At 59.0% G+C, this 19,278-nt stretch carries 22 protein-coding genes; 9 read left to right on the top strand and 13 right to left on the bottom strand.

Translation table 11 applies throughout. The features are described from left to right. Positions 1 to 17: 17 nt before the first annotated feature. On the bottom strand, positions 18 to 752 hold the full coding sequence (locus tag BLT54_RS01770) for an endonuclease/exonuclease/phosphatase family protein (RefSeq protein ID WP_342707823.1): 735 nt from the start codon (positions 750 to 752) through the stop codon (positions 18 to 20). Positions 753 to 873: 121 nt separating this feature from the next. Between BLT54_RS01770 and BLT54_RS01765 the strand changes: the two genes are divergently transcribed. Further along, positions 874 to 1,542: a DUF2238 domain-containing protein gene (locus tag BLT54_RS01765; protein WP_074640446.1), complete on the top strand. Its 669-nt coding sequence runs from the start codon at positions 874 to 876 to the stop codon at positions 1,540 to 1,542. Between the two features lie 19 nt (positions 1,543 to 1,561). Here the strand turns inward: BLT54_RS01765 and BLT54_RS01760 are convergent, their stop codons facing one another. From BLT54_RS01760 to BLT54_RS01750, 3 genes are all read right to left on the bottom strand, one after another. Continuing rightward, entirely contained in the window at positions 1,562 to 2,974 is a 1,413-nt protein-coding gene (locus BLT54_RS01760; protein ID WP_074640444.1) for a protein adenylyltransferase SelO, read from the bottom strand. Between the two features lie 37 nt (positions 2,975 to 3,011). Beyond that, positions 3,012 to 3,968, bottom strand: a complete 957-nt coding sequence (locus tag BLT54_RS01755) for a nucleoside hydrolase (protein WP_074640442.1) — start codon at positions 3,966 to 3,968, stop codon at positions 3,012 to 3,014. Positions 3,969 to 4,068: 100 nt separating this feature from the next. Further along, a complete protein-coding gene (locus tag BLT54_RS01750) occupies positions 4,069 to 4,569 on the bottom strand; it encodes a hypothetical protein (protein WP_074640440.1) in 501 nt (166 codons plus the stop codon). A 139-nt stretch (positions 4,570 to 4,708) separates the two neighbouring features. On the opposite strand from BLT54_RS01750, the gene BLT54_RS01745 reads away from it, so the two are divergent. Further along, positions 4,709 to 5,122 (top strand): SufE family protein, encoded by a 414-nt coding sequence (locus tag BLT54_RS01745; protein ID WP_074640438.1) that lies wholly within the window; start codon positions 4,709 to 4,711, stop codon positions 5,120 to 5,122. Between the two features lie 5 nt (positions 5,123 to 5,127). Here BLT54_RS01745 and BLT54_RS01740 read toward each other — a convergent pair whose 3' ends face one another. From BLT54_RS01740 to BLT54_RS01725, 4 genes are read right to left on the bottom strand one after another with little or no spacing between them, the layout of a single operon-like run. Beyond that, on the bottom strand, positions 5,128 to 5,760 hold the full coding sequence (locus BLT54_RS01740; protein WP_074640436.1) for a DUF1638 domain-containing protein: 633 nt from the start codon (positions 5,758 to 5,760) through the stop codon (positions 5,128 to 5,130). Then, positions 5,757 to 6,071: a YbjQ family protein gene (locus BLT54_RS01735; RefSeq protein WP_074640433.1), complete on the bottom strand. Its 315-nt coding sequence runs from the start codon at positions 6,069 to 6,071 to the stop codon at positions 5,757 to 5,759. Before BLT54_RS01735 ends, BLT54_RS01740 begins: the two co-directional genes overlap by 4 nt. Before the next feature lie 13 nt (positions 6,072 to 6,084). Further along, a complete protein-coding gene (locus BLT54_RS01730; protein WP_074640431.1) occupies positions 6,085 to 6,300 on the bottom strand; it encodes a hypothetical protein in 216 nt (71 codons plus the stop codon). 29 nt (positions 6,301 to 6,329) lie between these two features. Next, entirely contained in the window at positions 6,330 to 7,025 is a 696-nt protein-coding gene (locus tag BLT54_RS01725) for a corrinoid protein (protein WP_074640429.1), read from the bottom strand. 91 nt (positions 7,026 to 7,116) lie between these two features. On the opposite strand from BLT54_RS01725, the gene BLT54_RS01720 reads away from it, so the two are divergent. Continuing rightward, positions 7,117 to 8,265 (top strand): PA0069 family radical SAM protein, encoded by a 1,149-nt coding sequence (locus tag BLT54_RS01720; RefSeq protein WP_143026708.1) that lies wholly within the window; start codon positions 7,117 to 7,119, stop codon positions 8,263 to 8,265. 35 nt (positions 8,266 to 8,300) lie between these two features. Here BLT54_RS01720 and bmt read toward each other — a convergent pair whose 3' ends face one another. The 3 genes from bmt to BLT54_RS01705 all read right to left on the bottom strand — a co-directional run bounded on the left by bmt (position 8,301) and on the right by BLT54_RS01705 (position 12,257). Beyond that, on the bottom strand, positions 8,301 to 9,335 hold the full coding sequence (gene bmt, locus BLT54_RS01715; protein ID WP_245707931.1) for a betaine--homocysteine S-methyltransferase: 1,035 nt from the start codon (positions 9,333 to 9,335) through the stop codon (positions 8,301 to 8,303). A 205-nt stretch (positions 9,336 to 9,540) separates the two neighbouring features. Further along, a complete protein-coding gene (locus BLT54_RS01710; protein WP_074640427.1) occupies positions 9,541 to 11,592 on the bottom strand; it encodes a phosphatidylglycerol lysyltransferase domain-containing protein in 2,052 nt (683 codons plus the stop codon). Between the two features lie 356 nt (positions 11,593 to 11,948). Further along, complete coding sequence (locus tag BLT54_RS01705; RefSeq protein ID WP_074640425.1) at positions 11,949 to 12,257, bottom strand: DUF1476 domain-containing protein; 309 nt, start codon at positions 12,255 to 12,257, stop codon at positions 11,949 to 11,951. Positions 12,258 to 12,520: 263 nt separating this feature from the next. On the opposite strand from BLT54_RS01705, the gene purC reads away from it, so the two are divergent. Then, positions 12,521 to 13,282, top strand: a complete 762-nt coding sequence (gene purC / locus BLT54_RS01700) for a phosphoribosylaminoimidazolesuccinocarboxamide synthase (RefSeq protein ID WP_074641420.1) — start codon at positions 12,521 to 12,523, stop codon at positions 13,280 to 13,282. 21 nt (positions 13,283 to 13,303) lie between these two features. Further along, the gene (purS, locus tag BLT54_RS01695; protein ID WP_074640423.1) at positions 13,304 to 13,534 is read left to right on the top strand and encodes a phosphoribosylformylglycinamidine synthase subunit PurS; all 231 of its coding nucleotides are present in this window, start codon (positions 13,304 to 13,306) and stop codon (positions 13,532 to 13,534) included. Between the two features lie 98 nt (positions 13,535 to 13,632). Here the strand turns inward: purS and BLT54_RS01690 are convergent, their stop codons facing one another. Beyond that, entirely contained in the window at positions 13,633 to 14,037 is a 405-nt protein-coding gene (locus BLT54_RS01690) for a contact-dependent growth inhibition system immunity protein (RefSeq protein ID WP_074640421.1), read from the bottom strand. Between the two features lie 152 nt (positions 14,038 to 14,189). Between BLT54_RS01690 and BLT54_RS01685 the strand changes: the two genes are divergently transcribed. Beyond that, positions 14,190 to 14,651 carry a DUF1203 domain-containing protein gene (locus tag BLT54_RS01685; RefSeq protein ID WP_074640419.1) on the top strand — a complete coding sequence of 154 codons (462 nt, stop codon included), beginning with the start codon at positions 14,190 to 14,192 and terminating at the stop codon, positions 14,649 to 14,651. Between the two features lie 135 nt (positions 14,652 to 14,786). Continuing rightward, on the top strand, positions 14,787 to 15,713 hold the full coding sequence (locus BLT54_RS01680) for a pentapeptide repeat-containing protein (RefSeq protein WP_074640417.1): 927 nt from the start codon (positions 14,787 to 14,789) through the stop codon (positions 15,711 to 15,713). Between the two features lie 68 nt (positions 15,714 to 15,781). Here BLT54_RS01680 and BLT54_RS01675 read toward each other — a convergent pair whose 3' ends face one another. Beyond that, on the bottom strand, positions 15,782 to 16,471 hold the full coding sequence (locus tag BLT54_RS01675; protein ID WP_143026707.1) for a hypothetical protein: 690 nt from the start codon (positions 16,469 to 16,471) through the stop codon (positions 15,782 to 15,784). 206 nt (positions 16,472 to 16,677) lie between these two features. On the opposite strand from BLT54_RS01675, the gene purQ reads away from it, so the two are divergent. Together purQ and BLT54_RS01665 are read left to right on the top strand one after the other, a co-directional pair. Next, positions 16,678 to 17,346: a phosphoribosylformylglycinamidine synthase subunit PurQ gene (purQ, locus tag BLT54_RS01670; RefSeq protein ID WP_074640413.1), complete on the top strand. Its 669-nt coding sequence runs from the start codon at positions 16,678 to 16,680 to the stop codon at positions 17,344 to 17,346. Positions 17,347 to 17,559: 213 nt separating this feature from the next. After that, entirely contained in the window at positions 17,560 to 19,275 is a 1,716-nt protein-coding gene (locus tag BLT54_RS01665) for a sensor histidine kinase (RefSeq protein ID WP_176832803.1), read from the top strand. Positions 19,276 to 19,278: the final 3 nt, after the last annotated feature.

Genomic DNA, 19,278 nt, shown 5'->3' with positions numbered 1-19,278 from the left:
AGGCGAGGCGCGTGCGACTAGGGGAAAGTTTGCCCGCCCCGTAAGGCTTGATCTCGTGTCACCACATCGGCCCAGATCGGTAAATGATCGGAGGCGCGGCGCGACAGGACCGTTTCCATCACCCCGGCGTCGCGCATTTCAAGCCCCTCGGTGAGGGCGATCCGGTCCAGTGCCGCCATCGGGCGGGCGGCGTGAAAGCTGCGACCGGGGGCGAGAATGTCAAAGGTGGCGCGCAGCGGATCAAGGCCTCTGTGCGCGGACCATTCGTTGAAATCGCCAAGGATCACCGTCGGGCGGTTATCAAACGCGTGCAGTTGATCGAGAATGGCATGGAGTTGCTTTTGACGCGACGACCGCAATAGCCCAAGATGCACGCCCACAATCCGCAATCCCGGCACATCAACCGCTACGGCACCGCGCGGCTCCAACCCCGGCAGGGTGAGCCGATGCGTGGCCTCCGCCACCGTGCCTTTGCGTAGTAAAATCGCATTGCCATGCCATCCCAAAGAGACCGGGGAGGTGTTGAGGGGAAGCGCGATAAAATCCGTATGGGTGTCGATCATCCGGGCGGGCAGGGCGGCCGGACGCGCACCCAGCCGCATGTCCGCCTCTTGCAACGCCACCACATCGGCATCCATCGTGTTGATCACATCCAAGATGCGCCCCGGTGCGCGCAGCCCATCGGTCCCGCGGCATTTGCGCAGGTTATACGAGGCGAGGCGCAATGCGCCCATTTCCTTCTTCGTCATCATATGAATAACATAGGAACGCAGGCCTTGGATTGCATCCCATTGCAATTGCATCCCATCGCAGAGGTCTTGTTTTGGCTGCCCCTTGTGTGCGGCGTGTGCGGCGCGACAGTGAAGGACAGATATGAAACGGTTGTTCAAAAACGCCAAATCTCAGCCATTGGTGATGCGGCTGGTTTGGCTGGCGCTGATCTTTGAATTTTGTGCCGGGCTGATTGCCGCGCGCTACGCGTCGTCCTTTGTGGCGCTCGGCACCTTTGGTCTGACGCTTTTGCCGCTGTTGTTTGCAAGCCGCTACCACATTTATGTCCCGCGCTCTTTCATGGCGGGGATCGTGCTGTTCCTGTTTGCCACATTGTTTTTGGGCGAGGTGGGCGATTTCTACAATCGCTATTGGTGGTGGGACGTGGTGTTGCACGCAGGCTCCGCGCTTGGCTTTGGCTTGATCGGGTTTGTGGCGATTTTCATCCTGTTCCAAGGCGACCGTTACGCCGCACCGCCTTGGGCCATCGGCATGTTTGCCTTTTGCTTTGCCATGTCCATCGGCGCGCTTTGGGAGATTTTTGAATATGCGATGGATCAGGCCTTTGGCAGCAATATGCAAAAATCCGGACTGCAAGACACGATGTGGGATTTGATCGTCGATGCGGGGGGCGGCTTGATTGGGGCCATCTCAGGTGCGCTCTATGTGGCGCGCGAGCGGGGGTCGCTATTTGCGGGGCCGTTTGCCGGATTGTTTCGCGATTTCATCACCCGCAATGCCCGTTTGTTCGCCAAATTTCGCTCCAAATAGACGGGCCTGCCCCACTCCATTAGGTGCCGCAGAACGTCTGTGCCACCACCTCATCCTCGGCGGGCGGCTGGATCAAATCACGGTCCGCCTCCGCCAGATCAAATGGCGTGGACAACACCCGCACCAGCCGTAGGGCCAGACTGTCATCGCCCGCCAAAGAGGCTTCAATCGCCTGTTCAATCCGATGCGTGCGCGGGATCACGGCGGGGTTGGCGCGCGCCATGTGGGCGGCAAAATCTGTGGGCCGCCGCGCCTCCCAACGCTCAGACCAGCGATCAAACGCCTCGCGATCCAACAGCCAATCCCGCGCAGTGCCGTCCGACAAGCCACGGAACACATTGGTGAAATCGGCCCCGTCCTGGGCCATCAGGGCCAAAAGGTCTTGGACCAAGGGCACATCGTCCTCGGCCGCATCCGCAAGGCCAATTTTCGCCCCAAACACCCGCCGCCACTCGGCCTGATAAAGCGTAGGAAATCGGTTCAACACCTCGGACAGCGCGTCAATCGCCTGCGCTTGCGACCCAAGTTCGGCCTCCATCAATGGCACCAAACACGACCCAAGCTGCGCCAGATTCCAATGCGCGATCGACGGCTGTTGCTCATAGGCGTAGCGGCCCTGTCGGTCGATCGAGGAATAGACCGCTTTCGGAGAATAGCCGTCGATAAAGGCGCAAGGCCCGTAGTCGATGGTTTCGCCTGAAATGGCCATATTGTCGGTGTTCATCACGCCATGGACAAAGCCCAGCCCCATCCATTTGGCGACCAGATGCGCCTGAGCCGCTAGGATCGCCTCGTAGAGGCCCAGCGTGCCCTCGGCCTGCGGAAAATGGCGGGCGCGGACGTGATCGGCGAGGATTTGCACCGCTTCCACATCTTCCTGCGCGGTGAAATATTGAAACGTGCCGACGCGAATGTGGCTGGCCGCGACCCGTGTCAGGATCGCGCCGGGAAAGGCCCGTTCGCGTTGCACCCGCGCGCCGGTGCGCACGGCGGCCAAGGCCCGCGTGGTCGGGACCCCCACCGCATGCATGAATTCGCTGACAATAAATTCGCGCAACACCGGACCGATCCACGCCCGCCCGTCACCATTGCGCGAATAGGGGGTGCGGCCCGCGCCTTTGAGCTGAATGTCAAAGCGACCTTGCTCTGTGACAGCCTCGCCCAACAACACCGCACGCCCGTCGCCCAAACGCGGCGACCAACCGCCGAATTGATGCCCGGCGTAGACCTGTGCCAAAGGATCGGCCCCATCCGGGATCACATTGCCGGCAAACACAGCCGCGTCCCAATCAGAGGCACCCAACTGCGCCGCAAGCTCTGTGTTGAACAGCACCATTTCGGGCGCGGGCACCTGTTCGGGCGCGATCTTGGTGAAAAACCGCTCCGGCAGGCGGGCGTAGCTGTTGTCAAATTGGACCTCAAATTGGACCATGTCGCGCCCTCCGTTTCCTGTCACAGGTTTATCTAGCTCATCCGTGCAGCCGCGCCACCCGTTCGGTCAAAAGCGCGAAAAAACCGTCCGCATCGGCCTGCGCCATAAACATCGCATTTGGCGCGCGGTCTGTGACCCCCCACCAATCGGCAACGGTCATGCCACGGGTCAGATCGGAGTGGGTTTCAATCTCGACATTGATAAACCGCCCCGAAAACAATTCGGGCTTGATCAGATAGGCAATGACAGTCGGGTCATGCAGCGGGCCACCCAGCGAGCCATATTTTTCCACGTCGAAGCGCTCGAAAAAATCCAGCCACCCGGCCACGACATCGCCCAGATGGGTGCCAAAATCGCGAAAGGCCTGAAGCCTCGGCGCGGTGACCAGTACCTTATGGGTGCAATCCAGTGGCATGACGGTCAGTTTAACACCAGATTTAAACACAATATCAGCAGCTTCCGGGTCAACGTAAATGTTGAATTCGGCGGCGGGGGTGACATTGCCGACCTCAAAATACGCGCCACCCATCAAGACGATTTCCTGAACCTTTTCAATAATATCCGGCGCTTTGTTAAACGCAGTTGCAATGTTGGTCAAAGGCCCCAAAGGACAGAGCGTCACCGTGCTCGCAGGTTCTGCGCGCAGGGTGTCGATGATGAAATCGACGCCGTTTTGATCTTGGAGCGGCATCACTGGATCGGGCAATTCGATGCCGTCCAGCCCGGTCTTGCCATGCACATGTTCCGCCGTCACCAACGTGTGCGCCAGCGGGCGGTCACAGCCTTCGAACACTTTGACATCGGGCCGCCCGGCCACTTCGCAAACCTTGCGCGCGTTCTTCGCAGTCAATGCCAAAGGCACGTTTCCGGCGACCACTGTAATACCGAGGACGTTCACGTCTTCGGGCGACCCAAGCGCCAAAAGGATCGCCATGGCGTCGTCTTGTCCGGGGTCGGTGTCGATGATGATGTTGCGGGGGGAGTTGGGGGACATCGCGCGCCTCTTAGGTATTTCGTCGAGGCGCAGGATGTCTTGGCAGAGCCGGGATGTAAAGGCGGGCCGAGGGTGGCCCGCGCCGTTTTAGCGCGCCGTTTTAGCGCCGCACTTGGCGTGCGCCTGCGGCCCCTTTGATGAGGATGGTGCGAATGCCCGCAAGATCTTCGTTCGAAAGCGATTTGGCCGCGGTGATCCGACGTTGTGCCGCGGTGCCCGTGGGCGCGGCGGAGGTCGGCGGGCGCAGGCGGAACTCATAGGCGGCGACAGAGGCATCCGCAGAGGCCACGCGGACCAGTTCGGCGTCGAAATAGCCAAGCGTGGGCAGGGTTGCGGTGGCGGTGATGATGGCACCAGAGGCCGATTTGACCACGTTGACATCCGAAATGACCGGGGCCAAGGGCCGGGTGTCGACGAAATTCGGATAGCCTTTGCGCGGCGCCAGGGAGGGCAGGACGGTGGCTGCGGTGCCATCATTCAACACGGTGACGGGCTCGGATTTCCCAAACCAGTTCAGAGGGTTGATCCGCGATTCTTTGATCGAGGCACAGCCCGTTACCAACATGAGCACCAACCCAGAAACAATCACCTGACGCCGCATCGGGCCTCTCCCCATAAATCTCTTTGACCAAGGGCTACCTGAAAACAGAAGGCTTGAAAAGGGTCGCAATCGGCGCGGATGCTGGACCTTCTCCCCCTGACGCCTTATGTGAAGGATCAACGGAACAAGGAGAGACCCGATGGCGACGGAGCGCTTTGAAGAGATCGTTGAAACCTTTGAGTTTCTGGACGATTGGGAGGACCGCTATCGCCATGTGATCGAGATGGGCAAAGCCTTCGCCCCCTTGGATGACGCGTTCAAAGTGCCCGCGACCAAGGTTGAGGGCTGCGCCTCGCAAGTCTGGTTGGTGCCAACCATCGAGGGGGGGCGGTTTGACTTTGTCGGAGCCTCGGATGCGATGATCGTTCAGGGGCTGATCGCCATTCTGCACGAACTCTACGCGGGGTTGCGTTTGCCCGAGGTTTTGGCTGTCGATGCCCCTGCGGAATTGGCGCGGCTGGGATTGGACGAACACCTGTCTTCGCAACGCTCAAACGGGCTGCGGGCCATGGTCACCCGCATTCGCGAGACGGCGGCCAAAGCCACAGCGTAATCGCATCAGGTGCGGAGAAAGCGCTCAAGATCGCCATAACCGGTCAACCGGCGCTCGAACGTCAGGCCCAGACGGGCGGCGCAAACGCGCGCGGTTTCGGTCAAATCCGCATCCTCGGTCTGCGCCAGATAGACCAGTTTTTCGTAATTGCCAAAATACATGTCACGTAAATCCGGGTAGCGATCCAACCCCAAGGGTTTCCACACAAAGGCATCAAATTGCCGGGCGAGGAAGTCGGTCAGGTAGAAACTTGTGACTTCGCCATGGGCGGCAAAGGCCTCGGCCCCTTCAAAGAACGAGTAACAATGTGGGGCCGAGATCATCTCTGCCCCGTATTTTTGACACAGATCGGACAATAGCCCGCCTGTGCCACAATCCCCATAGGCCACGAGAATATGGTCATACGCGTTCCGGTGCTTGAGGATCGCGGCCTCGACGGCCGGGATGATTTTTTCAGGCGTGTTGTGCAAGATCGCGGGCAGGCAGGTCAGCGTCAGATGATCCAACCCGTTGGCCGCAATCAGTGCCAGGACCTCGCGCGCCAAAGCGCCACAGGCGATGACCAAGGTCTTGCCTGTGCCGACCTGATCGAGACCCTGATCGCGCAGGGCCTCATCGCTGAGGAGGGTCACGCTCATTTCAGCGTCACAGCCGTCCCGTAGCACATGACCTCAGAGGCGGATTGGGCGATGGCCGAGGTTTGAAACCGCACCGCGACAATCGCATCTGCGCCAAGCTCGGTGGCCTGTGCGATCATCCGATCCATCGCCTGTTCGCGGGCTCCGGCCAACAGGGACGCATATTCTTTCACCTCGCCACCAACGATATTGCGCAGGGATGCGACAATGTCAGAGCCGATGTGTTTGGCGCGCACGGTCGAGCCGCGCACCAGTCCAAGGGAGACGGCAACCTCTCTCCCGGCGACGGTTTCAGTTGTCAAAACAAGCATCTCAAGACTCCGTTTACTTTTCAATTTTGTCGTAATGATCGTCTTCGGTGCTGCGGAGGCGATCTTCCAGGACGCGCCATGCAATATAGCCCACCGCGGCGGCCATGATCACCAAAGGCCAGATCACCGGCATTTGTAAACTGGCCAAAATCATGGATCCCAGCCACAGCGTCCCTAAAATCGCGCCGCCCACGACCACAAGGATTAAGGCCAATTTGTCAATTTTCATGTCTGGCTCCTGCGTTCGTGGGCACACGGTTAGAGTTGATTGTGGCGCGCGGCGATCAGTCGTTTGGCGGTTTCCACCGCAATCGCCGCGTCATCGCAATAGGCATCCGCGCCAATGGCCCGGCCGAATTCTTCGTTCAAGGGGGCACCGCCGCAGAGCACAATATATTTGTCGCGCAGGCCTTGCGCGGACAGGCTCTCAATCACGGTTTTCATGTAGGGCATGGTCGTGGTCAGCAGGGCGGACATGCCGATGATATCCGCGCCCTCGGCCTCTGCCGTGCCAATGTAACTCGCGGCTTCGGTGTTGATGCCCAGGTCGATGATCTCAAACCCCGCGCCTTCCATCATCATCGCCACAAGGTTTTTGCCGATGTCATGAATGTCGCCTTTGACCGTGCCGATGACCATTTTGCCCATTTTCGGCGCGCCGGTTTCGACCAAAAGCGGTTTCAGGATGGCCATGCCGCCCTTCATCGCCTGCGCCGCGCGCAGCACTTCGGGGACAAACAAGATCCCATCGCGGAAATCGTCGCCGACGATCTGCATCCCCGAGACCAGCGCTTTGGTCAGGATGTCATAAGGGGTCCATTTCCGCTCCAACAGGATGCGCACGGATTCTTCGATCTCGTCTTTCAGACCGTCATAGAGGTCATCCATCATCTGTTCGGTCAATTCGTCGTCGTTGAGATCGGACAGGATCAGGTCGTCTTCATTGTCAGACATCTGTCATTCCTTTTTGGACAGCGCCATACTGCGCCTGTGTGTGCGGTGAATTCTGCCAAGTCCCGCGCAAAGGGGTCCCTAAGAATGGGGATTGGCAAATGTTCTCATTTTGTTCTACATCTTGGGCATGGCTCATGATTCCACTCAACACCCAGATTTGCTTGCCGATACGTTGCCGCTTGGGCTTGTGCCCAAGGCGCGTGGGGCGCAGTCGAACGCCAGCGGCCGTTTTGAACGGCTGGCGCGTGAAACCTTTATCGACGGCTGGGACGCTGAGCTTGAGCAAACCATCGCGCGCACCACCACGGTGGACGAACGCCCGCGCAAAATCATCACCCGCAACGCCAGTCCCGACATCCCGTTTGATCGCTCGATCAACCCGTATCGGGGCTGCGAACACGGCTGTTCTTACTGTTTTGCGCGGCCCACCCATGCCTATCTTGGGCTGTCCGCGGGATTGGATTTTGAAACCCGACTGACCCGCAAAAAGGGCGCGGCAGAGGTTTTGGCCCGTGAACTCAGCGCCACATCTTATACCGTGGCCCCGATCGCCATTGGCACCAACACCGATCCCTACCAACCGATCGAGGCGCGCGACCGGGTGATGCGCGGGCTGCTTGAGGTGCTGTCCGCGCACAATCATCCGCTCACGATCACCACCAAAGGCACGTTGATCGAACGTGACATTGACCTGTTGAAACCGATGGCCGCAAAAGGGTTGGTGCAGGTCGGATTGTCTGTCACCACGCTGGGGTCGCGCCTGTCGCGGCAACTCGAACCCCGTGCGCCGGTGCCGGCGCGGCGGTTGAAAACCATGCGCCTTTTGGCCGATGCCGGCATCCCCGTGCGGGTTATGATTGCGCCGATCATCCCGGCGCTGACCGATCATGAATTGGAGGCCATCATGGGCGCCGCCGCCAGTCACGGCGCCAAGGCCGCGGGCTATATCATGTTGCGCCTGCCCTTGGAGGTTGCACCCCTGTTTGAGGATTGGCTGGCCACCCATGTGCCCGACCGGGCGCAACGGGTGATGAACCGGGTGCGCGAGCTGCACGGCGGTCAGGTTTACGACAGCCAGTGGGGCAAGCGGATGAGAGGCGAGGGCGAATGGGCCGAACTCATGGCGCAACGCTTTGACATCGCGCTCAACCGCACCGGCCTCATGACAAAGCTGCCCGCGCTCAGACAGGATCTGTTCGCGGTGCCGCCCAAAGCGGGCGATCAATTGAGCCTGTTCTGAGACCGGGCGGGTCATCTGCGCTTCCCCTCTATGGATCAATCGCGGGCCCGGCGGCGGCCGGACCGTTCGCGTTTGGCGGGGCCTTTGTCATCAGTGCCATCTGAGGTCGAAGAGAAGCCGCCAAGTTTCGCGACGATCAGTTCCAACGTCGGGCGTTCGCCGCGCGGACGGGTTTCAAGCGCCTCTTTCATGGCGCGCAGATGTTCGGGCGTGGTGCCGCAGCAGCCGCCAATGATCGTCGCCCCCGCGTCGCGCGCCATACAGGCGTAATCGCCCATCAATTCGGGTGTGCCATCATAATGGATATGCCCATCCATATAGCGCGGGATGCCGGCGTTGCCTTTGGCAATGATCGGGCGTTCATGACCCTGCGCCGAAAAGCCCAAAACCGTGCGCAACAAATCCGACGAGCCGGTGCCGCAATTGGCACCATAGGCCACGGGAGGCATTGGCATTTTTTCAACCATATCTGCAAGTTGCGCCGAGGTGACGCCCATCATGGTGCGCCCCGCCGTGTCAAAACTCATCGTGCCGACCCAGGGCAGGCCTGCCAAAGTGGCGCCTTCTGCGGCAGCTTTATATTCGTCGGCGGCGGAGATGGTTTCGATCCATGCCACATCGGCACCACCGGCTTTCAGCCCTTCAGCCTGTTCGTGGAACATCTCGACAGCGGCAGAATAGGACAGCGGTCCCATCGGTTCCATGATCTCTCCGGTCGGGCCCATGGACCCGGCCACAATCACCACACGCCCGGCACGATCAGCGACATTGCGACCGATTTCGGCGGCGGCTTTGTTCAGCTCATGCACACGATGTTCGGATTTGTGCAATTTGAGGCGCGAGGCGGTGCCGCCAAACGAGTTGGTGAGGAAAATGTCAGACCCGGCCTCGACCGCGCCCAGATAAAGCCGGGTGATGTTTTCGGGCTTGTCGACATTCCAAAGCTCCGGTGCATCGCCAGAGGACAGGCCCATGTTGAACAGCGTTGTGCCCGTCGCCCCATCAGCCATCAGCCAATCACGGGTTTCAAGAAGTTTGGAAAGGGCGTTGGGCAGGGGGGCGTCGGTCATGGCGGCTCCGGGGGACTGAATAAGGGGGCGCGAGGGCGCGCGGACAAAGAAAAAGGTCCCGGACGGGCGGCCCGACCGGGGATTTGTAGCCCATGTGCCATGTCTGGCCCGATTTATCAAATTCAATCAGGTCATAAAGATCATGAGCGTGCTGCACATTCGCGCGACCAAGAGCGAGCGGAAGAGATGCGCCGTGTTCTTCGCCTCAGCCCGCACCAGTGGCGCGGCGGCGAAACAGATGCAGGGTGCGGTGGGTGGCAAAGCGCGAGGCTTTCATCGGGTTCGCGGTGGGTCTGGGTGGCGGTGCGGTCACCCGGCGCAAAATATCCATACCCGCCACCACAAGCGCCAAGCGAGACGGGGCGGCGAGGTAGAGCGTTTCCCACTGTGGGGCAAAGGCGGATTTGAACCGGCGCAGACCCGCAGCCCCCGATTTGGCAAGAAACTTACCCCGAAGCCAACGGGTCAAAGCGTCATCGTCGTGACCGTCCCAGGGCACAGCGGCCAAGGACAGGCGCGGACAGCCATAGGCGGCAGCGGCACGAATGGCCTCGACAATCAGCAACTGTATCGTGCCATCCGGGGCTGCAGAACCCGCGCGCATCAGATCCAGCGTCATTTCGTGACGGCTTTCGTGCAGGGAAATGAAGGCCACAAGCGTTTCGCCCTGATAGGCGAGAAACACCCTTTGGCAGGAAATATAGCCACGATCATAGGTGCCCATGGAGAACCCGCGCTCCTTGCCGCGCCTGTCGAGCCATTCCTGCGCCACGCGATCCATGTCGGCGAGGGGCAGGTCGCGGGAGCCTTCGCGGACTTTGATATGCGCGTCTTCGGCCTTGCGGATGACCCGGCGCAGTTGTCGGGTTTTTGAGCCTTCGAGCGAAAACTGAGCGGGGACGAGCCAGGCTTCTTGCGCTGTTGGGAGCACTTTCCAACCCGCCCGTCGTGCCGAGGCCGCCATGCGCGCGCCGCATTTATAAATCGCGGGCATGCGGTAGCGCATCCGCGCGGCACGAGACAGCGCGTCGCGGGCGGCAAAAGGGCAGCCCCGCGCAGCAATCGGATCGGAGAGCATGACAAGCGATTGGCCAATCGGGGCAGCAAGGCCAAGGGGGTGGCCCTTTTCCGAGGTCAAAAGGGAGAAATCGCGTGTGCGCAACAGGTTGGCTTCTGCGCGGGGAGCGGAAAACAGCTGTAATTCCATTTCGGGTGTGAGGTAGGGCGCGCTTTTGGTTTTGATCAGACCGGGTTCGCGGGACAGCGAGCATGAGCGGGGCCCACGCAGGATCAGCAGCCCGGCAATCATGGCGGGCAGGGCATAATAGACCACGCGAAACGCCAAGACCGCCCCCAAAAGCTGTTCAAGTTCAACCATGTGCAAAAGGGAGGCCAGCGTGGCCTCAAACGGGCCGACACCGCCCGGTGTCGAGCCGATGATGCCCGCGCCCAGTGAAAACAGATAGGCCGAAATGGTCTGGCCGATGGCAAGATGCACCTCAGGCGGCATCAGCGCATAAAGCGCAAGGCCCGCAAGGATGGTGTCACAAGCGGCCAGCCCGATGACCGTGCCCATGGCGCGCAGGCTGGGCCACGGCACACGCACCAGCGGTCCGGGCGGGTAGACCGAAATCATAGCCATCACAATTGCCAGCGCAATCGCCCCAGTGGCGAGCGATTTCATCCACGGTATATCCGGTTGAAAGGCCAGCACCGCGACGGCCGCGACCACCGCCCAACCGGCCAAAAAGGACAGCGCGACCGCGGCGGAGAGGCGCGCGGCCTGCCAGAGCGTCAATTCCGGCAACATCCGCCAGCGGATCAACGTGCCCGTCAAAGCGCCAAAACCCAAGGATTGCGACAATCCGATCGCCGCGATGCCGGAAAGGCGGGCCGCACGGGCAGAAATACCGGTGCCGAGCTGAGCGTGTAAAACGCGGTCATATTGGCCGACGGCCCAGAAACTGCCCAGGGTGGCAAGCCCGGCGAGACCCCATTGACCGGGGCCGATTGTGGCGACGGATGCGAGAATGGCGGCAAGGTCGAGATGGCCAAGTTTGCCCCAGATCAGCCAACCGATGAACAGGGTCAGTGCCAGCGGCAAAAGCTGTTTGCCCAAAAGCGCGCGCAGGCCGTTTGTCCTCGCCGATTTCGTCGCGCGTGTCACCCCGAGGTGCGGTCGCACCGAACCGGGCCTTGGGCGCATCGGCTCTGAGACGCGAAGGGCCTTTTCGATGTCGAACGGGCTATGGCGCATGGCGAAGGTGGTCCTTTGAGCTGAGCCTGAAATCGGGGCTTACCGCACGTTGTGTCACAAGGCGTGCAAATCCGTGCTCCGTGAGCAATAGCCCCGGTTTTGCCAAGATTCGATTAATCCACGTTCAATTTGATCGCGGCGAGGCCAAAAGTTCCAACAATAAAGACCCAAAGGGGGCTGTGTCTGAGGCGGGGCAGAGGCCACATGAAAACGGCCCGCATGAGTATGCGGGCCGAGATGGCAGAATTGGCGGTGTTTGTTTGGCAGTGACATACACCCGACGACATACACCCGACGACATACACCCGACGGACCCCGGCGAACCGGGGCTGTCAGATCAGCGTATCAAGCTGGGTTTATTGCATCATCTCTTGTTGAGACTCGACCATGAAGGCGGCATATTTCTCGCGGATCGCTGCGGCGGTTGAGCGTGAGCCGAGGTCTGCGGCGACTTTGGCAATCACATCTTCGGCACCGGATTCTTGCATATCGGCGCGGATCACCTCCGCCACATAGGCCAAAGCATCGGCTGCGGATTTGCCCATAATATCGGCGGCCCAAAGCGCAATTTTTTTGTCCGCACGGGCCTCCAACCGAAATTGGGCCTCGGCGTCATGGGCGAATTTGGATTCAAATGCGGCTTCGCGGTCGTCAAATGTGGTCATTGTTGGCTCCTCCTCAACTGCTGATCTTACTTAAAATATGGGACTTATCTTTGCGACATATCAAGACGCATGAATGAATATTTATCAAAAACTTTAAAAGGACACAGCGTGTTGGCATGGGGCAGGTGGCGTTTGGACAGAGTTTTCCGCTCTGGCGGGCGCAAATATGGCGCCGAACTTGCTCCCGGCGTTCCCTTGCCCTAAAGAGCGGCATAAAGAGGCCGGTCGCGATGATTCCCGGCCCATCAGCTTTTGGAGGCCCCATGGCGCGCCGTAAAAAAATCTATGAAGGCAAAGCAAAGACTCTTTATGAGGGTCCAGAGCCGGGCACGCTGATCCAGTATTTCAAAGATGACGCCACCGCGTTCAATGCCGAAAAGCGCGCGACCATCGAAGGCAAGGGCGTGTTGAACAACCGCCTGTCCGAGTTTTTCATGAACGGTCTGACCGCCATCGGTGTGCCGAACCACTTCATCAAGCGCCTGAACATGCGTGAGCAACTGATCCGCCAATGCGAGATCATCCCGCTTGAAGTCATCGTGCGCAACTTTGCCGCCGGGTCCATGGCCAAACGTCTGGGTCTCGAAGAGGGGATGCGCCTGCCGCGTCCGATCATCGAATTCTCCTACAAAGATGACGCTTTGGGTGACCCTTTGGTGCCCGAAGAATACATCATCGCCTTTGGCTGGGCGTCGCAGCAGGACCTCGACGACATCGTCGCCTTGGCTTTGCGGGTGAATGACTTCATGTCCGGGGTGATGTATGGCGTTGGCATCAAATTGATTGATTTCAAAATCGAAATTGGCCGGGTTTGGGAAGGCGATTTCATGCGCCTGATCGTGGCCGACGAGATTTCGCCGGACAGCTGCCGGTTGTGGGACATGGAAAGCGGGCAAAAGCTTGATAAAGACGTGTTCCGCCGCGACTTGGGCTCGCTCACCGATGCCTATTCCGAAGTGGCCCGCCGCCTTGGCGTTTTGCCTACGAACGGCCCGATCGGCGACAAGCCGACCCTGATCAACTAACTTCCTAAAGGATTGCCCACGATGAAAGCCCGCATCGACGTCATGCTGAAAACCGGTGTTCTCGACCCCCAAGGGGCGGCCGTCCAACACGCGCTCGGCGCGCTTGGGTTTGAGGGCGTCAACGAGGTCCGTCAGGGCAAGGTGATCGAATTGGATCTGGCCGATGGCACCTCGGAAGAGTCGATCAAAGAGATGTGCGACAAGCTTTTGGCCAATACGGTGATCGAAAGCTACCGGATCACCATGCTCTGATCTGAGTTGGGTCTGTAAGAGATTGAAAAGCCGCTCCTTTGGGGGCGGTTTTTTTTGATGGGCGATTGGGTTTTCCCAGAGTTCTCTGAGCCGGGGCGTCAGGGGTGCTCCAAAAACCGCTCCACTCGTGCTCGGTCTGTATCGGACAGAACCGGGTCTAGAGATTGAAGGGCGGCAAGGCTCGCATGGATCAAATCCTGGTAAAGTGCTGGGTCCGCTTTTAGTACGCATGGGTCAAGTTTGAGCACCTGCATGAGAAGGTCACCTTGATAAAAATCGCCTTCTGAAAAGGGATTTACCTTAAGGGTTTCAATCGCTTTGGGGAGCAGGAACTTTATGCCAATGCCTTGGCCGATCATGATGCGAAGGTCTTCGACTGTGAATGCGTTTAACGGTTTTTGACGCAATTGATGACAGGTTGTCACAAGATAGGAGCCGAATTTCGGCGCAGGCCACACGTCTTTTTCCAATTGCTCAAGTGTTTTGCGCTCTGTGGCTTTCATGCGATGATGTTCGTGTACAATCCTTGTTTGGTCAAGCCCCGTCCTCCGCAAGGTACAGCGCTCTGGTCCCGCAATCCGTTTCCACATGATCCGGGTCGCCAAATGAGGGGTGGTTTCTTAGGGCTAAGGCACATCCACACAGGAGCCTTTCGATGATCTTTCAAGGACTGCCCTCCCTCACCGCCCATGCGCTGCGCCTTGGCAAACCGGATGCCAATGGCCAGACGCCTGAGCATGTTTTGAATCCCTATGACGCCGCGCCGTGTCGGCATTGTCTGTGCCATGTCCCAAAAGGGGCGGGGATGTTGATCTGTGCGCATCGACCGTTCTCCGCGCCGCAACCCTATGCTGAAACCGGGCCGATCTTTCTGTGCGCCGCCGAGTGCCCGCCTTACTTCAGTTCGGAAATCCCGCAGGTGTTGACCAGCTCGCCGGACTATCTGCTCAAAGCCTATAATGCCGAGGAACGCATTGTCTACGGCACCGGGCGGATCACGCCACAATCCGAGATCAAACCCTATTGCGCCGAATTGCTCGCCCGCGAGGCCATCGCTTTCGTCGACATTCGCTCAGCGCGCAACAATTGTTGGCAAGTCCGGGTGACGCGGGGATGACGCGAGGGGTGACGCGAGGCGACACGGGGGGGGGCAATCCCGACTTGATCCCACCTGCGCGCCCGTGTTTGGTTCAGGCATCCGGTCACCACAGACCCGAATCACAGGCCCCAATCTTAGATAAGATGTTTTGAGATGAATTTTGAGTTTCAATCCGATGTTTTTAAACAGCTTTTAGACCATGCCGCTTGGGCGCGCCCGTTTTGGCAGGAGCGCGACGCTTTGGTCGCGGCTCATAGGTGGAACGTGAATGCGCTCAATCAGGGTGGAAATGCCGCGACAAAAGAGTGGCTGGCGCGCTTTTTGCCTGCGCGCGCGCAGGCCTCTCTCAAGATTTTGCAAGAACCTGAGGCGTATCTCGCGCTGAGCCAAGCCCATGCCCCTCTTGTTGCAGAGTTAGAAACGGCGCCTGAGCTGAGTGCATGTCGTCCGGGCTCGCCCGGAATTGACCACAAAGATGGCCAGTCAATGAACTTTAAGGATGAGATCAAAACCTACACGGCGGGGCAATTCCTCGCGGATGTCATCCTGTTGCTGCAACCGAGCCTACGCGGGCTGACAGTTCCCACGCCTCTGGATCTCTCTGGCATGAGTTTTCCCGTTGGCTTGGATCTTTGCGCAGCTAAATTTGCCTCTAAATTCAGTGCCAAAGACGCGGTCTTTGGGCCGTTTTCAGATTTTAGTGCGGCGCAGTTCGCGGATATGGACCTGTCTGAGGCGTGGTTTAGCCATCTGCCCTCTTTTACGATTGCACAGTTCAAAGGCGATACCAATTTTTCCAACGTTTGCTTTGAGCGAGAACCAACGTTTCACGCGACGCGGTTTTCCGGCGCGACCCGGTTCCTTGGAGCGCAGTTTAAGGAGGGGGCGTCCTTTGCCGGTGCGGTTTTCGAGACCAGCCCAGATTTTTCCGGCGCGGTGTTTCACGGCAGAACATCGTTTGAAGATGCAACGTTTCACGCCTCAGCGCATCTGCGCGGCGCGTCCTTTCCGGGGGTGGTCAATATTTTTGGCCTGCCAAAGGATGTCCAAGACGAGATTTTAAATGCGCATCATCCTTAGTCTCTTGGGGTCTTAGCGCGGCACGCGAAGGGCCTTAATGACTCTTAATCTGAACTTAATATCTGATTTCAATGTCCAAAATGTCCAAAATGTCCAAAAAGACGATCTAAATCGACTGTTTTGCCAAAACAGTTGGCACTCTCTTTGGTCTGGGCAAGGCACAGGCCAAGGGCGCAATGATTGGCAAGGGCCGCCTCTCCTGTTGACTGCCACTGCCTGCCTTTTTCGATCAGCATCTCCTCAAGCCTGTGATCTTGAGCCTTGTAAGCCGCATGTCCAATCGCAACCACACTTGGAAAGATCAGATCATGAACAACATCCAAATCCGGGTGCGCTAAAACCTCAACTGCGAGAGGAAGCACCTCAGTGTGAGCGCCCCAATCGGCATTGAGAGCCTGCATAACCTGATTGACAGTCAACAGCGTTTCAAAGGTTGGACAGGTGAAAACAGTCGCAAGTTTCCCGACAAGAGAGTTTGCCAACGCTTTGTCATACAGTGCATTTTCAATATAGACGGAACAGACGCGTTCAAACGCGTCGTCGTCGAGGTTCAGCGCCTCACTCAGGGTTCGCAATGTTGCCAGCGTCGCCGGATCGGTCGGCTGTCCGGGTTTCCAAGTTCTCGCGAATGCAATCGCTGCGGCGTGGTCGTTTGGGCGTGTCATGCAAAAGCCTCTTTTTCGGATGAAGAAAAATAGAGCATTTTCAATTTTAAATATAGCCGACAGATAGCCCAATCTTGCAAGGGTGGGGCTCAAAGGCCCTCATTTTCTTTGAGTGCTCAGCTTCTTTAAGTGCTCAGCGGCTGTCTCCCATCGCTCGGCGTCGCGGTGTAGAGCGAAACTGAGTGGTGCTGGCCCTTTGCTTGCACCCGGCCCTCAATCCCCACTTGATCCAAACCCTGTCCCATCGTATCAGGCGGGCGAATGCCTCCCATCTGCCTATCTGCCAAGGAGCTCTGCCGATGAAAGCCGCCGTTCTGCAATTCCCCGGATCGAACTGTGACCGCGATATGTACACGGCGCTCAAACGCGCGGGGGCGGATGTCACCATGGTTTGGCATAAGGACGCGGACCTGCCTGAGGGGGTCGATGTTGTCGGCGTGCCGGGGGGCTTTTCTTATGGCGATTACCTGCGCTGTGGTGCGATTGCGGCGAATTCGCCGGTGGTGGCTTCGTTGAAGAAACACGTTGAGCGCGGCGGCTATGCCTTTGGCATTTGCAACGGCTTTCAGGTCCTCACCGAGGCGCGGCTTTTGCCCGGTGCTTTGCTGCGCAACGGCAATTTGAAATACATCTGCCGCACGGTGGGATTGGCCGTTGAAACCACCGACAGCCCCTATACCTCCGCCTATGCCCAGGGTCAGCACATCCGCATCCCGATCGCGCATCACGACGGCAATTTCACCGCCGATGCCGACACGCTGGACATGTTGGAGGGCGAGGGGCTTGTGGCGTTCCGCTATCTTGACAACCCGAATGGATCGGATCGCGACATTGCGGGCATCCTGTCACCGAACCGGCGCGTCTTGGGGATGATGCCGCACCCGGAACGCGCCGCCGAACCTGCGCATGGCAATGAGGACGGGGCTTTGTTCTTTGCCTCGCTGCTCGATGCGGTGGTCTCTGCCTAAACCGGGTTAAGGGTGGGTCAACTCCGGCCCGCCGTGGACCACGCTTTGGACCCCTCTGTGGCGAAACTCCGCTCAAATTGTTGAAAACCGTCAAAAATCCGCTGGGTTTGACGCGGCAGGCGCGCTCGCGACCTCTTGCAGGTCCGGGGCGGGCGGGCGTATTCTGTCCACATGAGTGACCGCGACCTGATGGGGCCGAAAAGGCCGAGAACAATGACCTGGGCCGGGCGGCTGGCGCTTGTTGCGTTTGTCGTGGCGGCCATTGGCGTCATTTGGGTCACCAACCTGTTTCTGACCGAACGCTATACCATCCTGACGCGCAACCGCGCCGAAGTGCGTCAAGCGCTGTACTCGGGCAACTTGCTGTCGGAACTTCAGCGCAATTCCATCGTGCCGATCCTGTTGTCGCGCGATCCGGTTTTGGTCGGTGCGCTGAACTCCAACGATTTCGCCCAGACCTCGCAACATCTGATCTCCTACATTCAGGAAATTGGCGCGGCGGGGATCACGCTTTTGGACGAAAGCGGCCGGGTTGTGGCGGCCACGGATCGGTCGCTATTGGGGGTTAATAATCGCCAATCGCCCTATTTCGTCGATGCGCTGCGTTCCAATGATACGATTTTCAAGACCACCCAGCTTAACAACGGGGCTTATGAATTCACCTACAGCCGCCGGATTGATGTCAATGGCGCGCTGGCCGGGGTGATCGTGGTGCTGGTCGATCTGGCGCGGTTTGAGAAAACATGGGCCGGGATTTCGGACGCGGTGGTGGTGGCCAATTCGGAAGGCCAGATCATCCTGTCGACCGAACCCCGTTGGCGTTCGAAAACCGAAACCGAAGCCTTGGCTGTCACCGACGCGCCAACGGCGATTGAGCGCGCGTTTCAGATCACTACGGATTGGTCGCCGGGCCCTGCCGAGGTCTATTTGGGCGGCGAGGCCTTGATGCGCTTGGAAAGCCGCATTCCGTTTCGCGGCTGGCGGATGACGTCATTCACCGCCTATTCGTCAGTCCGCGAACGGGTGAACGGGTTTTTGGCGCTTGAGATCATGGGCTTTGCCGTGTTGCTGTCTGGTGTGTTCTACCTGACCTCGCGGCGCGCCGTGTCGCGCGCGGGCCTGTTTCAACGCGAAAGTGCCGAATTGCGGCTGTTGAACGCCGCCCTTGAACGCGAGATTCAGGAACGCAAACGGGCAGAGAAAAGCCTAGAGGTGGCGGAACAGACCTTGGCGCAATCATCGAAATTGGCCGTGCTTGGCGAAATGTCGGCGGCGGTCAGCCATGAGCTGAACCAACCCTTGGCGGCGATGAAAACCTATTTGGCCGGCGCGCGCCTGTTGATCAAACGCAAGCGCTCCGAGGAGGCCCTGGCCTCGTTTGGGCGGATTGACGATCTGATCAACCGCATGGCCGCTATCACCAAACAGCTTAAATCCTACGCCCGCAAAGGCTCCGATCAGCTTCAGCCGATTGATTTGCGCGACTGCGTGTCCTCAGCGCTTTCGATGATGGAACCACAGCTCAAACAGCGCTCGGTCGAGATCATTCGCACCCTGCCGCCCGAGCCGGTGATCGTCGATGGCGACCGGGTGCGGTTGGAACAGGTCTTGGTCAATCTGCTTAGAAACGCCTTTGATGCTTGTAAAACCGCATCTGAACCCCAAATCGAAATATTGGTCACAGGCGGCACCCAAGCCGCAGTGACCGTGCGCGACAATGGCACCGGGATCGAGGATCTCGAGACGCTGTTTGAACCGTTCTACACCACCAAGGCGCCGGGGGATGGCGTCGGGCTTGGGCTGGCGATCTCGTCGGGGATTGTGGCCGAACTGGGGGGGAGATTGATGGCGCGCAACCGTCCGGTGGGCGGTGCGGCCTTTGAAATGGTGCTGCCCTTGTCGCGCGAAAGCAGACACGCGGCGCAGTAACGC

Source organism: Celeribacter baekdonensis, from assembly GCF_900102315.1.
Classification (GTDB): Bacteria; Pseudomonadota; Alphaproteobacteria; order Rhodobacterales; family Rhodobacteraceae; genus Celeribacter; species Celeribacter baekdonensis.
Note: the sequence above shows the minus strand (reverse complement) of the source record. Positions and strands in the feature narration are given on the sequence as shown.